General features: G+C 46.3%; 14 protein-coding genes and 1 pseudogene. 14 read left to right on the top strand and 1 reads right to left on the bottom strand.

Features of this window, described 5'->3' with window-relative positions:
* The first annotated feature begins 2 nt into the window (after positions 1 to 2).
* The gene (locus tag CPG39_RS11100; RefSeq protein WP_096293515.1) at positions 3 to 1,403 is read left to right on the top strand and encodes a GTPase/DUF3482 domain-containing protein; all 1,401 of its coding nucleotides are present in this window, start codon (positions 3 to 5) and stop codon (positions 1,401 to 1,403) included.
* Here CPG39_RS11100 and CPG39_RS11095 read toward each other — a convergent pair.
* Positions 1,385 to 1,917: pseudogene (locus CPG39_RS11095) on the bottom strand (IS5 family transposase); the annotation flags it as partial. The gene CPG39_RS11100 and the pseudogene CPG39_RS11095 overlap by 19 nt on opposite strands.
* 631 nt (positions 1,918 to 2,548) lie before the next feature.
* On the opposite strand from CPG39_RS11095, the gene CPG39_RS11090 reads away from it, so the two are divergent.
* From CPG39_RS11090 to CPG39_RS11030, 13 genes are all read left to right on the top strand, one after another.
* A complete protein-coding gene (locus CPG39_RS11090) occupies positions 2,549 to 2,992 on the top strand; it encodes a hypothetical protein (protein WP_145956238.1) in 444 nt (147 codons plus the stop codon).
* Between the two features lie 687 nt (positions 2,993 to 3,679).
* The gene (locus tag CPG39_RS11085; RefSeq protein ID WP_096293512.1) at positions 3,680 to 4,363 is read left to right on the top strand and encodes a zinc metallopeptidase; all 684 of its coding nucleotides are present in this window, start codon (positions 3,680 to 3,682) and stop codon (positions 4,361 to 4,363) included.
* 139 nt (positions 4,364 to 4,502) lie between these two features.
* Positions 4,503 to 4,937: a type II secretion system major pseudopilin GspG gene (gene gspG / locus CPG39_RS11080; RefSeq protein WP_013648650.1), complete on the top strand. Its 435-nt coding sequence runs from the start codon at positions 4,503 to 4,505 to the stop codon at positions 4,935 to 4,937.
* Between the two features lie 8 nt (positions 4,938 to 4,945).
* Positions 4,946 to 6,130: a type II secretion system F family protein gene (locus CPG39_RS11075; RefSeq protein ID WP_096293510.1), complete on the top strand. Its 1,185-nt coding sequence runs from the start codon at positions 4,946 to 4,948 to the stop codon at positions 6,128 to 6,130.
* On the top strand, positions 6,130 to 7,818 hold the full coding sequence (locus tag CPG39_RS11070) for a GspE/PulE family protein (protein ID WP_096293508.1): 1,689 nt from the start codon (positions 6,130 to 6,132) through the stop codon (positions 7,816 to 7,818). Before CPG39_RS11075 ends, CPG39_RS11070 begins: the two co-directional genes overlap by 1 nt.
* Entirely contained in the window at positions 7,799 to 8,632 is an 834-nt protein-coding gene (locus tag CPG39_RS11065) for a hypothetical protein (RefSeq protein WP_096293507.1), read from the top strand. Before CPG39_RS11070 ends, CPG39_RS11065 begins: the two co-directional genes overlap by 20 nt.
* Positions 8,620 to 9,168, top strand: a complete 549-nt coding sequence (locus CPG39_RS11060; RefSeq protein ID WP_096293505.1) for a PilN domain-containing protein — start codon at positions 8,620 to 8,622, stop codon at positions 9,166 to 9,168. The genes CPG39_RS11065 and CPG39_RS11060 overlap by 13 nt, the downstream gene beginning before the upstream one ends.
* A gap of 35 nt (positions 9,169 to 9,203) precedes the next feature.
* On the top strand, positions 9,204 to 9,755 hold the full coding sequence (locus CPG39_RS11055) for a hypothetical protein (protein WP_096293504.1): 552 nt from the start codon (positions 9,204 to 9,206) through the stop codon (positions 9,753 to 9,755).
* 4 nt (positions 9,756 to 9,759) lie between these two features.
* On the top strand, positions 9,760 to 10,326 hold the full coding sequence (locus CPG39_RS11050) for a hypothetical protein (RefSeq protein ID WP_096293502.1): 567 nt from the start codon (positions 9,760 to 9,762) through the stop codon (positions 10,324 to 10,326).
* The gene (locus CPG39_RS11045; RefSeq protein ID WP_096293500.1) at positions 10,326 to 12,626 is read left to right on the top strand and encodes a secretin and TonB N-terminal domain-containing protein; all 2,301 of its coding nucleotides are present in this window, start codon (positions 10,326 to 10,328) and stop codon (positions 12,624 to 12,626) included. The genes CPG39_RS11050 and CPG39_RS11045 overlap by 1 nt, the downstream gene beginning before the upstream one ends.
* 5 nt (positions 12,627 to 12,631) lie before the next feature.
* On the top strand, positions 12,632 to 13,144 hold the full coding sequence (locus tag CPG39_RS11040; protein ID WP_013648658.1) for a type IV pilin protein: 513 nt from the start codon (positions 12,632 to 12,634) through the stop codon (positions 13,142 to 13,144).
* 8 nt (positions 13,145 to 13,152) lie between these two features.
* On the top strand, positions 13,153 to 13,536 hold the full coding sequence (locus tag CPG39_RS11035) for a type II secretion system protein (RefSeq protein ID WP_041363214.1): 384 nt from the start codon (positions 13,153 to 13,155) through the stop codon (positions 13,534 to 13,536).
* A 36-nt stretch (positions 13,537 to 13,572) separates the two neighbouring features.
* A complete protein-coding gene (locus CPG39_RS11030) occupies positions 13,573 to 14,487 on the top strand; it encodes a hypothetical protein (protein WP_096293498.1) in 915 nt (304 codons plus the stop codon).
* Positions 14,488 to 14,552: the final 65 nt, after the last annotated feature.

Here is a 14,552-nt window from a genome sequence, read left to right as displayed (position 1 = left end):
TCATGATGGTCAAGAAACCCAATAGCCTGAATACCTCGTTATTGCTGAATATTGCTGTTGTAGGGCATACCAATACCGGTAAAACTTCACTGATCCGCACCATGCTGCGCAGCACGGAGTTCGGCATTATTGAAGATGCCGCAGGCACCACGCGACATGTTGAGCAAGCGACAATTAGCGCTAACAACGAACCAATTCTTAATTTGTATGATACGCCCGGTCTGGAAGATTCCAGGGCTTTGTTTGCGCAGATCAAAAAGCTACAGACCCGATCAAAATTATCGTCACCGCTACAAGTATTGGAGCAGTTTGTGGCTGATATTTCTGTCAGTGATCCCCTGGAACAAGAAGCGAAGGTTATCCGCCAAGTGCTACGCAGCGATATTCTTTTATACATCATTGACGTACGCGAACCTTTTCTGGAGAAATACCGCTTGGAGCTGGAAATCCTCACGCAATCGGGTAAACCGATTATTCCAGTGTTTAACTTTATTGCCGGGCATGATCAGGAACTAACGAAATGGCGCCAACATTTGACTGCTTTTCATATGCATGCAACGCTTGAATTCGATACGGTTGCATTTACCTTTGACGCTGAGAAACGTTTGTATCAGAAAATGCAGACCTTGCTGGAATCTCACTATGATCGATTGCAGAAGCTGATTGATTATCGCGCCACATTATGGAATCAGCTTTGTTTGTCGGGCGCCAAACGAATTGCTGAGTTGATTGCAAATGTCGCCTGCTATCGCGAAAGCAAGACGACTAAAAACAATTTAATTGCAGATTCATTGATTGAAAACCGTTTGCACGATTTTGTCCGCAAAGCTGAACAACATTGTTTGCATGATTTATTGGCCATTTTCAATTTCTCGGAAAAGGATGTTGAAATTCAGAATATTCCCGTCAGCAATGGGCAATGGCAACTGGATATCTTTGCACCCGGTATACTTAAAGCATATGGATTGGATGTTGGAAGTGCCGCAGCTAAGGGTGCTGCGGCAGGTGTCGGAATTGATCTGATGGTTGGGGGCATGAGCCTGGGAGCAGCGAGCGCTTTGGGCGCCATTGCTGGTGCCGGTTGGTCGACTTTCAAGCGTTATGGTGATGAAATCAAAGCGACTGTCAAAGGCACCAAATGGCAGTGCGCTGACGAAACCACCTTACAAGTATTATATTTACGTCAGAAACACTTATTGAAAAAGCTCATGTATCGTGGTCATGCAGCACAGGATACCTTACAGGTGGATAAAGCCGATGACGAAAAACTACCTAACGATTGGAACAAACTGATCAGCACCTTACGTCAAAACCCAAGCTGGCAAGAACATTCCGCCACACGTAACGGCAATCCACAATATAAACAGATAGAAACCAAACTGGTAAGCGAATTGCTGTCATAACCGCGATCCGCCAGTAAATAATCTGCATCAAGCCCTTCGATCAGGCGGCCAGCCTGCGTGCAATCCGCTGTGGTACCTTGTGTAATAAAAACTCTGACCGGCATACCATGCGCATCCACGGTCAGATGTATCATGGTATTGAGCCCCCTTTTGTGCGGCTCATGTCTTGATTCCCCCCTCTGGCTCCGGCAGCATGAGGATGTACCTTACAATGACTGGCATCAATCATCAGCCATTCGTAATCCGGGTCGTCAATCAGTGCTTCCAGTAATTTTTCCCAGATGCCCTTGTCGCGCCAGCGAATAAAGCGACGGTGCGTATTGCTCCAATCGCCATAATCCGGCGGTAAATCCCGCCATGGCGCACCCGTGCGCATAATCCAGAAAACAGCATTGATGAATTGCCGGTTATCTCTGGCCAGCCCTCACCAAACGCCTTGGCGTCCAGGCAGATGTGTCTCTAGCTGCGACCATACTTCCTCTGATATGTCATGTCTGCGGTGTGAATATGTCATATGAAATCCCTGTGTTTTTACAAGAATCTCATAGTTCTAATCTCGTGACTACATTATCTAAAGTTTACAGCAACATTTGGCAGTTTATTTTAGGCTGTGTAATCACAAGATATTTGTGCAGAGAACAATTTACCTGATTTGCATGACGGTGAGAAAAGAAGCAGTATTCTTAGCCTATCTTTTGATGAGGCTATGTCATCTCTTGAAGTGGGCGAAGGCATTTCCGAGGATACGCCGCAATTTGCCAGTAAACAACGTATCCATGACCAGATGTATCTTGGTATTGGGTCCACACTCTTGCACGACTCATATCTTAATTCCCATCTTCTGTACCGAGCAGCATATAGCATGAACCTTGAAATGGCTGGCGACGACCATAACCGTAATTCAGATTGTCAATCAAACAGTACTCATACTTTATCTGATATGTCATATTCTACGGCATGCATGTTTCATAGCGATCCTTTCATCCTCATAAGAAGATCATCCTCTTATCTCATGACTGTTCTTTTATAGGAAAAATCTTACATATGATAAAAAAATTCTTACAAATCTATTGACGTGTAAAAATTTCACACGTACAATTAATTTGTTCGTGTGAAATTTTTACACGAATTTTGTGGTGTAATACATGAAGAAGCAAGCAATTAATTTACAACATCTTATTATTAGGAGAATAACCATGAAATTATCTATGAGAAAAATATCAACAACTTTAGCTACTTTATTAGCAGTATTTGTAATCTCTCTACCTGTTGTAGATGCAAATGCAGCTGACATTCGCGTAACTTGCGAAACAAAAGCTAACCGATCCAAAGTTTCTGTAGATGGCAGCAATCTAGTTCCAGGAAATTATATTGCTAAAATCATATCAGGTAGTCACACAAAAAAATCTACCCCTAAGCACACTGTAGGAGATGAAGTAGAATTTGATTTTGACAGTGATCCGGGAAATGTTGCGGCTGGAGCTACCCGAATTGGCCGCAATTTTATTCAGGGACAAGTGACTGGACAACTTATTAATGAGCAAGGATTTACAGTAGCCCAAGCTACCAGAGCTTGTCGCTCAAAATAAAAATCCAAAGCTAAATTATTACTAGTCTGCAAATTTGGATAGCCAAAATCAAGCCCTTGGAGAGTGCTTTTATCCCTATGCCGGTATCTCCAGGGCTATTTCACCGTCATATCCCTCACAGGGTATTATTAAATTTCATTAATGTAACACGCGCCTCAGCGTCAAAATTATGATAGGCACAAAGCACCAATAAATACAAAAAAACGCAGATCCATGTAAAGAAGCACCACACCGCAATCGACGAGAAAGCTAAACCCTGAAGCGATTAAAATAGCGATTATGCTACCAGTATATTTCCAAATAGATGGGCTAAATAGTGCCATCGCAAAACGAAAAATTTGAGATTTTTATAAAGGAAAAAAGATCTCATATGGCACATACATCATTGGTATGACATATCAGATGAAGTAGAGGAGCTGCTTGAGACTCATTTGCTTGGTCGTCGCGCAAATCAGATGCAGCGCATTTCTAGACAAATATCGCACAACTACGCCCTCCGTCTATTTGTATAATGCCTTCTTCAGTTTTATACAAATCCAACAGAAAAATGAATGGGATTTGAATAAATAGTGCCTTTTGATTGGTCTGATCCATTATTTGGATTTATGAAGTGTGTGTAATCTTGTGGCTTTGATGCCATGCGCTTTTACAAGCGGAACCAATCTTTCATGCGAATATCTGAGCTTTATGCTTTATTTAGTATTCATTATTGCCATTGTCATACTCATTTGGGGTCCTTCCTACTGGGTTAAGCACACGCTGACGAAGTATAGTTACCCCGAAGACCGTTACCCTGGAACTGGTGCTGAGTTGGCGCGCATATTGCTGGATTGGGCAAACTTGCAAACGGTCAAAGTTGAAATGACTGAGCAAGGCGATCATTATGATCCGGTTGAAAAAACAGTTCGCCTAACCCCTGAGAAATTCAACGGTAAGTCGTTGACAGCAATTACTGTGGCAGCACATGAAGTTGGACATGCGATACAGGACCGGGATGGCTATTTGCCATTAAAATTACGTACACGACTGGTTCAGATTGCGGCTCCGGTTGAAAAATTAGGTGCGGCCATTCTGATGATTGCGCCCTTCATCACGGTAATTACACGGGCGCCGGTTACAGGCGCACTGTTTTTTGCAGGTGGCTTGCTAACACTAGGAACGGCCACGGTTATACACTTGGTAACACTTCCAATGGAACTGCATGCCAGCTTCGCGCGGGCAATGCCAATGTTGGAACAAGGCAAGTATTTGATACAAGGGGACGAGCCCCATGCACGCAGGATTCTACGTGCAGCAGCCTGGACATATGTTTCGGCTTCGTTAATGACACTACTCAATATCGGACGATGGTGGGCCATTTTACGGCGCTAGTACTGATTGATATTAGGATTTCTGACATTGCACCATTGAAATGCCGAATCCCGTCTTGACCCTGTCATATAAGCAACATAATATGCAAAAGTTTAATGTTAAAAATCTTATTAGTTCATAAAGTAGATAAAGGATAAACATGATGTATTCGGTTAAGCGGCAAAAAGCAAACAATATGCGTGGATTTACGCTACTCGAGTTACTTGTTGTAATGGTTATTATTGGCTTGTTGGCTGCTTATGTTGGACCGAAGTACTTTTCGCAAGTCGGTAAATCAGAAATCAAAATGGCGCAAGCCCAGATCGATGCATTAGAAAAAGCATTGCACCAGTATCGCCTGGATGTAGGCAGCTATCCGGCGACTGAGTTGGGTTTGGCATCCTTGGTAAATCGTCCAAGCAATGAACCCAGATGGCAAGGCCCTTATCTCTCCAAATTACCGCCAGCCGACCCTTGGGGACGTCCATACGTCTACAAGTATCCTGGCGAACGTGCCGAGTTTGATTTGCTTTCCTATGGCAGAGACGGGCAACCGGGTGGCGATGGCGAGGCGGCCGATATCACCAACTGGTAATTAACCTTATGCGTTTTGAAGTGAAAGCGGTTATTTCCGGACAAGGAACCGTACATTTAGAACTGGAAGCCAACAGTGAAGCGGAAGTACGCCGGCAAGTGATGGAACAAGGCGGCATGGTGCTGAGCGTACGCCGCAGATTTTCCGGCTTTACGTTTAAATCGCGCACTCATTTTCCATTAGTACATTTTAGCCAGGAGTTACTTTCGCTACAAACTGCAGGACTGAGCCTTGTAGAGAGTATTGAAACTTTGCTGGAAAAAGAACAGGATGCCAGTAATCGCAAAATTATCCAGAATATTCTGGATCGGCTGTATGAAGGCATAACCTTCTCACAAGCATTGGAAGATTATCCGCAGGCGTTTCCGCCGCTATACATTGCAACTGTTCGCGCCAGTGAACGCACTGGCGATCTTGCTGAGGCTTTAACAAGATTCATTACTTATCAGACACAAATGGATTTTGTCCGCAAAAAACTGGTGGGTGCATCCATTTATCCGGTATTGTTATTGGCAGTTGGTCTGCTTGTCTCGATTTTCCTAATGGTATTCGTAGTTCCCAAATTTAGTGCCATTTACGACGATATGGGCAGCGATTTGCCTTGGTTGTCGTTATTGCTGATCAAGTGGGGACAATTTGTTCATGAGCGTGGTTGGGAATTGGCCATTGCAGCAATGGCACTGATAGCGGTAATAGGGTATAGCGTCAGCCGGCCAACGTTCTGGGCGAATGTCATGCAGTTTTTGTGGCGTATTCCCGCGATTGGCGAACACATGCGTGTTTATCAATTAGCCCGCTTCTATAAAACACTCGGTATGTTACTTCGTGGCGGAATTCCTATTACGCAAGCGTTAGAGATGGTCAGCGGATTGCTGCAACCTCATTTTCGACCCAAAGTGGCTGCTGCTGCCAAACATATCCGTGAAGGCAAAACAATCTCCAGCGCAATGGAACAAGAAGGTCTTACAACCGCAGTGGGTAATCGTATGCTCCGTGTCGGTGAAAGAACTGGATTGATGGGAGATATGATGGAACGAATCGGCAATTTTCATGATGAGGAAATTGCCCGTTGGGTGGAGTGGACAACCAAGCTGATTGAGCCGCTGCTGATGGCATTTATTGGCATTGTAATCGGTGGCATTATTATTCTCATGTATATGCCTATTTTTGAATTGGCAGGAAGCATCAATTGATGGAAGGGTCCGTGCAAATCGCGAGCAAACAGCCCATTGATCTCAATCAATTGGCTGAAATTCGTCGCAAAGCCGCAGCTCAAGGTGTTTCTGTCATCCAGATCCTGGAAGAAGATAGCGCTTACACGCCCGATGAACTAATGCAGCAGCTAGGGCAATTGATGCGCATGCCGGTTCTGGAAATGAAGGAGATTCATACATTACAACCCGCTTTTGATATTTTGCCATTCAGTGAAGCGATGCGGCATGAATGTGTATTATTCCACAACGGCCAAAGCTATTTATTCGCGATCAGCAATCCTTTCTCCGGGAAATTGCGTGCATGGGCGGAAGAGCGATTTGATCGGGCGGTTGAATGGTATTTGGTACACCCGGCCGATTTGAGTGCTTTCTTCACCCAGCAAGAAAAAACCATGCGTGCTATGGATCAAGTACTGTCTTCGGCGGAGTTGGACAAAATACAAAGCGGTATTGAAGACTTATCGTTGAAAAGCATTAACGAGGGTACCAGCAAAGTAGTACGTCTTGTGCATTCCACCTTGTATGATGCGCATAAATCGCAAGCCAGTGATATACACTTGGAAATGGCCCCGGGTATGCTATCGATTAAATACCGCATTGACGGCGTATTGACGGCTATTGGCACCATACAAGGTGCCGATCTGGCTGAACAAGTCATTTCCCGCATCAAAGTGATGTCCGAGCTGGATATTGCCGAGCGCAGGGTGCCGCAAGACGGCCGGTTTAAAATTGCTATTCAAGGGCGGGAAATAGATTTCCGGGTTTCCATCATGCCGAGCATTTTCGGCGAAGATGCGGTGCTGCGTATCCTTGATCGTCAGGCGTTATCCGATCAACTTGAAGGCCTAACCCTAAATCAGCTGGGTTTTAATCAGGCAGCGATCGCGAGTATCCGCCGCCTAAGCTCCGAACCTTATGGCATGCTGCTGGTTACCGGCCCGACCGGCAGCGGTAAGACGACGTCTTTATATGCTGCGATATCGGAAGTAAACAAAGGTCATGACAAAATCATCACGATCGAAGATCCGATTGAATATCAGCTTTCAGGGGTTTTGCAGATACCGGTTAATGAGAAAAAAGGACTCACATTCGCGCGTGGTTTGCGTTCAATTTTGCGGCATGATCCCGACAAAATTATGGTGGGCGAGATCCGCGATGCCGAAACTGCGCAAATTGCCATACAGGCCGCACTGACCGGTCATCTGGTATTTACCACGGTGCATGCGAACAATGTATTTGATGTTATTGGCCGGTTTTCACATATGGGTGTGGATCCCTATAGTTTTGTATCCGCCTTGAACGGAATTGTCGCGCAAAGATTGGTGCGCTTGCTATGTACGCATTGCGCCGTGGATGAACGCCCCGAAGACAGTATAATTAAGGAATCCGGCATTCCGCAGGATCAGGCAAGCCATTACACATTCCGCAATGGTAAAGGCTGCGGGCAATGCCGTGGCAGCGGTTTCCGCGGTAGAAATGCCATTGCTGAAATTTTGTTGCTGAATGATGAAATCCGTGAATTGATTGTCGCTCACGAGCCGATCCGGCGTATTAAGGAAGCTGCCCGGGACAATGGCACCCGCTTCTTGCGCGAAGCGGCATTGGATATGGTCAAGCAGGGATTAACCAGTTTGGAGGAGGCTAATCGTGTCACGATTGTGGCGTGATCGGATTCAGATATTTCTGGCACCAGGACGGCTGGACTGGGTGCTTTTGAAGCGTGGCTTCAAACCCGTTCAGATTGCCAAATCAACGGTATTTTTCGAGCCTGTTGCGGATGTTCCTATCTGGAATGCCGCAATGCAGCAACTGGAAAAAGTTTTGATAGAGGCAGCCGGGACGGAAGTATCTATGATTCTATCCAATCATTTTCTGCGCTATGCAGCGCTGCCGCCGCAAAACGAAATCACCACTCCGGAAGAAGTAAAATCTTATGCTGAATTCCGAATGCGCGAAGTCTATGCCGAGCGGGTTGATTCCTGGGTAATCAGCATCAGCGATTGGAGTCCTATCGATGGCGCAGTATGCGCCGCGATGCCTCGCGATTTAATCACGCAGCTGGAGCAAATGGTTTCGCGCCATGATTGCAAGATTAAAATCATAGAACCGTATCTGGCATCGGTTTATGATCGCTGGCAGGCACAATTGAAAGGCGATAAAATCTACTTGGCGGTCATTGAAAGCGGGCGTATTTGTATCGCGATCACTCATCACGGCAAGTGGCAAAACATTAGGAATCAGCGGATTCTGCACAATGCCGCCGACGATCTTCTGGCGGCATTGGATCAAGAAGTTATTTGGTCCGGGACAAAAGAAACAATGGAGTTTGTCTATCTATTTGCACCTGAGCATCCTGAAATGACCTTACCGCAGGAAAGCGGCTGGTGTATCATTTCGCTTCCTGCAGGAAAAATGCCCGTCTTGGCGCATTATCCCTCCGCTCCAACCGATCATTCCGAGCTTAATCAATGTCCCGTCTGAGATTAAGATTTCCTTATCAGGAACAATCCGCGCCTCAGCTTGATTTGGCGCTGCTGCTGGTTGGTTTGCTGATTGTCGTGGCGGTATATTTTCAATTCCGGCATCAGGTTGAAGACATCAACTTTTGGAGTAACCGGGTTGAACGCATGGAGAAACAGCAACAGCAAAAGGCTTCTCCGCGCACCCGGACTACCTCCCGTATCCGTGAATTTAGCCAGGAAATCCAGAAAGAAATCGCGCAAGCCAATGCCATTCTGGATCAGTTGAATTTACCCTGGGAAATGTTGTTTGACTCGATCGAACATGCAGCAACCGAGGATATTGCCTTGTTGTCGTTACAGCCCAATTTCACCAACCGCAGCTTGCGCTTGAGCGGTGAAGCCAAAAGCATGGCCGAATTGCTGGATTTTGTGGAAGCACTGGAGCGGGAGTTGGTGTTTGAGAATGTGCATTTGTTAAATTACAAAATTAAACAAGAGAGCCCGCAACGTCCGATTATTTTTCTGTTAAATGCCGAATGGATTCAAACTACTTAAAAAGAGAACTACCACACATATCGTGGCATCGGCTCATGCCATTGCTGCGCTGGCAACTGGAACGCTTGGGCAATCTGGGCAAGATCGGTATAGGTTTGATGTTGGCAGCAGGTATTTATTATTTTTTGGTCGTGATGCCACAAGCTACAGAGTTGCAACAGCTCAAAGATCGAGCTGTCATGCTGCAAGCGCAAGCGGTATCGAAAAATAACCCTGGTGAGGGCGGAGATGCCGAAGCCGGAAAAAAAATGAGCGGTGATCAAGCGTTACAAGTATTTTATGATTTCTTCCCGCGAGTGGATTCTTCGCCCTTCTGGATTCGTGAATTGGTGCGAATAGCTAAGAAGCAAGGTGTGGAGCTGACCAGCAGTGAATATCGGTTGATTAATGAAAAAGATGCCCGTATGGCGCGCTATGAGATGGTGCTACCCGTAAGAGGTAAATACTCCCAGATTCGCGCCTTTATTGCCGATGCCCTGGAAACTGTTCCGGCGATGGCCATATCGGCGATCGCCATGAAACGTGAAAGCACGGCCATGGATAAACTTGAAGTGCGGCTGGAAATTAATCTTTACATGAATAAATAACACAATGGATGCAGCGGAAAAAAAACGCAAAATAATCATTGGCGGAACACTGATAGCGACATTGATCGCGGCGGCTTTGGTCGAGGTCGACGATGAACCTGAGTTCCATGTTCCGGAAACCCTGCAATCGGGCAGAACGGCTCAGGACAGAACCAAAAGAGCTGACCCGAATGCTGCTGCACAACTGGATGTGAGTAAGCTCGGACAGCGAAAATTCAGTCCGCTTGCCGGTGAGCTTTTCATGTCGACAAATTGGGTACCGAAGCGCGTCGTTATTGACGATCCCGAAGAACAAGCGGCTAAAATAGCGCAAGCCACAAAAGTTTCGGCCCCTCTCACACCTACCGCACCGCCTTTACAATTCAAATACGCCGGTAAAGCAATTGCGGATAATGAAACCTGGGTGTTCCTTTCCCAATCCGGAGAGAATCTCATTACCAAGATTGGCGGGAAAATCAACGATACCTACCGGCTCGACTCGATCAATGACAATGCCATCACGATGACTTATTTGCCGCTGAATATCAAACAAACACTTACAATCAACAATCAAATGGCAGGAACTTTCTGATGAGAAGCTGGAAAACGATTGTCCTTATCCTTCTGTTCATATCGATTGCAGGATGCGCGATCAATAACCGAACATTCGGTACCCGGAATACTGCGTTTGATGACGGGCAAAAGCTGATTGCTCAAGGCCAGTTTGAGAACGGGCTTGCAAAATTAGAACAAGCACAACGCGAAGAACCTGACAATAAAGAAATTCGAACAATGTTGATCCGTCTACGCGAAGATGTAATTAGCAAAATACTCCTAGAAGCTGATGGATTTCGTTTTTCCGGTGATTTGGATCAGGCCGAGCAGCAGTATCAGCGTGTTCTGAATTTATATCCATTTCATGAACGCGCAAAAGAAGGTATTGATGCGGTGAAGCTGGAACGTCGCCATATTGCTGCGGTCGATGCTGCAAGAGCATTATTGGTACGTAATGATTTTAAAGGCGCGGAAACAATGGTCCGGGCTATTTTGCAGGAAAATCCCCAGCAATCGCATGCTCGACAGTTGATTGCTCAGATCAATGCGAATTTGTCCCGCCCTGAGGTAACTGATTTGGCGTTGGAGTCCGCCTTTAAAAAATCGGTATCGATGGAGTTTAAGGATGCTGATTTAAGATCGGTATTTGAAATCATGTCGCGCACCGCCGGCATCAACTTTGTATTTGACAAGGATATTCGACAAGACGGCAAGATTTCTATTTTTGTACGCGACAACACCATTGAAGATATTCTCAAATTAATCCTGACGACCAATCAATTGGCTTACAAGGTACTCAATAGTAATTCATTATTGATTTATCCGAATACGCCAGCCAAGCTAAAAGATTATCAGGAATTGGTCGTACGCAGCTTTCAGGTCGCATATACGGATGTGAAACAAATGGTCGCAATGGTCAGAGGCATCGTCAAAGCCAAAGATATTTATGTCAATGAACAGCTTAATTTGTTCATCATGCGTGATACACTCGAAGCCATTCGTTTAACAGAACGACTTGTCTCATTAAACGATCTGGCTGAACCAGAAGTCATGTTGGATGTTGCAGTGCTTGAAATTACCCGCAACAATCTGTTCACTTTAGGACCTAAACTTCCTCAGTCTGTGACTTTTAGTGGCTTAACGGCAGCAGGAGCAGGAGCAATTCCTGGAACTGCTAATCTCAATCAGATTGGCTCAGGAGCACTAGGCCTTAAGAGCTTTACAATTTCAAATCAAGCCGTAATTGATTTTGCCCAAAGCCTTACCAATGCCGACATACTGGCAAATCCCAGAATCCGGGTTAGTAATCGTGAGAAAGCAAAAATCCATATTGGTACAAAACAACCTGTGTTCACAGCCAATGTTCAACCAGGCATTAATTCGATTGTGACTTCAACCCCGACGTTTATTGATATTGGAATTAAATTGGATGTTGAACCACGTATTGGCTTGAATGATGACGTGACCATGAAGGTGACACTTGAAGTAAGTAACATCACAGGCTTTGAAACGGGACCATCAGCTGCTGGTGCATCAAGCGCACCAAGAGCTCCAGTGGTAGGAAACCGTAGCGCTGAAACTTTGCTGACCTTGAAAGACGGAGAAACCCAAGTCATTGCCGGTTTGATTCAGAACGACGAAAGGCGAGATGTGTCTGGTTTAGCTGGACTGTTAAATATTCCAATCCTTGACCGATTGACATCAGGTCAAAGAGTTGACAGAAAAAAAACGGAAGTAGTGTTATTAATTACACCGCGTATCATCCGCAATATTCCCAAGCCAGCCAATATGGAAAGCGAATACCACTTCGGCACCGCCAGCGAAGCCGGTAAATTACCGGTTGCCATCCAAAAAACTGCGGCGCAGTCTCTGGCAATTGCACCCACCGGCTCAGGTTCCGGTGCAGCGGCTGCGAGAGGTCTGAATGCCTTTGCCGCGGCACGGGAAGAGTCGGACATTCCCAATCCTTTTGCCAATGTTGCAGCAACGACGCCGACATTGACCATGCAGGCACCGACCACAGTCGGTTTGGATAAGGAGTTTTCGGTCAATGTGCGGCTGGTCGGTGCAAAACCAATGGTTAATACCGAGCTGCAGTTAAATTACGAGGCCAGTGTCCTGGAAGCGCTCGACGGCGGGGATAAGTCCGGCACGCGCACTATCAAGCTGGGCAGGGATCAAACGACCGGCCTGGCTACGCAAGTACGATTTAAAGTGATTGCAGCCAATCCCAGCATCACGGAAATCAGTATTCAGAATGTCTCTGCCGAAGATCTGGAAACCGGAGAATCCGTTGATGTGGCGCTGCCTGCAACCGCAACTGTAAATATTAAATAATTTTCATGCGGAGCTCATTGACGATTTTTCGTAAATCCAAAGGTTTCACGCTGATTGAGTTGATGATCGTGGTAGCCATCATGGGAATTCTGGCGACGGCAGCGATGCCGTTACGGGAACTCATGATCAAGCGGGAAAAGGAGCAAGAGTTACGTGTTGCCTTGCGGCAGATACGTACGGCAATCGATGCGTACAAGCAAGCTACCGACGAAGGGCGCATCGCCAAGAAAGTGGATGAATCCGGCTATCCTCCCCGGCTTGAAGAGCTGTATATGGGCGTGCCGGATATCAAGGATCCCAAAAAGAAAATTATCTATTTTTTGCGCCGCTTACCCCGGGACCCTATGTTCACAGAATTGGAAATTGACGGTATACAATTGACGCCGGCAGAAGAAACCTGGGGAAAGCGCAGCTATGAGAGTCCTTGGGATAGCCCCAAAGAAGGTGATGATGTTTTTGATGTTTTTTCACGCTCGGAAGCCATCGGTATGAATGGTATCCCTTATCGGCAATGGTGATCGATCGTATGCCAAAAAATCTGAGATGGCGGGGATTTACCTTGATCGAGTTGTTAGTGGTCATGGCTATCGTTGCCACGTTATTGAGCCTGGTAGCCCCCCGTTATTTCAGCTCACTTGACAAAGCCAAAGAAGCCGTATTGCGACAAGATCTCGTCATTATGCGGAGTGCAATCGATCAATTTTATTCCGATACCGGAAAATATCCGATTGATCTGGAAGAACTGGTGGACAAGCACTATTTACGCAGAGTTCCGATAGACCCATTTACCGAGAGCAACCAAACCTGGATTGTCATGCCCCCCAAGAATGAAACGGAATCAGGCGTTTATGATGTTCATAGTGGCTATACCGGCCAGGCGGAGGACGGCACATACTATGAAGAATGGTAAGCGGTTCTCGCGCAGTCAAATTTCTTCGGAATCGGAATGTCACGGTTAGAAAATGGCTTCGTCTATCTCTGGGCATTATTTTCGGTCGCCCTGTCCGGGGTTATCATGGCAGGAGCAGCACAGGTATGGCAAGCCAAATCCCAGCGCGATAAGGAAGCTGAGCTGCTGTTCATCGGGGAACAATTCCGCAAAGCCATCATGTCATACCATAATACCGGGACAAAGCAATACCCGGAAAAATTGGAAGACTTATTGCAAGATAGCCGGGCTATCAATATTCAACGTCATATCCGTAAAATCTACCTGGATCCGATCACCAACTCTGAAGAATGGGGTCTGATTGAGGAAACTCCGGCCAATACCCAGGCAGGTGCCGCAGCATCGCAAAGCAACGCCGCGTCGAACCAGAAATCGGGAACAAATCCCAGCTCAACCACGAACCCAAGCACAGCGTCAGGAATGGGTGCAACTTCGGGTGCAGGTACAACCTCGAACAATCCGACCGCCACTGCAAATCCAGGCGCAGCAACGAGTTCCGGTTTAGCTCCTAATGCCAATCCGGCAACGGGTAGTACTACCGGCCCAGCTTCCGGCAATAATCCGGCATCAACAACTAGTTCCGGAATGAGCTCTAACATTGGAAAAAGAATCATCGGGGTATATAGTCTTTCGGAAAGGAAACCCATAAAAAAAGATAAATTTCCCGAGGTTTACGCCAAGTTCTCTGAAGCTAAAACCTATCAGGATTGGAAATTCATCTACAAACCTGGAGAAGGCACCGGTGCTAAAGGAGCGGCATCGCCGCAGAATCAACCCAGTGCCTCTGGAGCAGCACCAGCAAAAGGCTCGCCTCTTTCACCGCAATCCTCTCAGGGTTCATCGGCTTCGCCTTTCGCCTCACCATCTTCTCCAGCACCCGCTAAAGGCGCTTCACCTTTTGGATCGCAGTAGATCAACGATGATACAAACGCTCACTCATAGAAATTCTTACTGATGTTGACACCGGTCGAAAATTG

The organism is Nitrosomonas ureae, from assembly GCF_900206265.1.
Classification (GTDB): Bacteria; Pseudomonadota; Gammaproteobacteria; order Burkholderiales; family Nitrosomonadaceae; genus Nitrosomonas; species Nitrosomonas ureae_C.
This window is presented reverse-complemented; position numbering and strand designations above follow the sequence as displayed.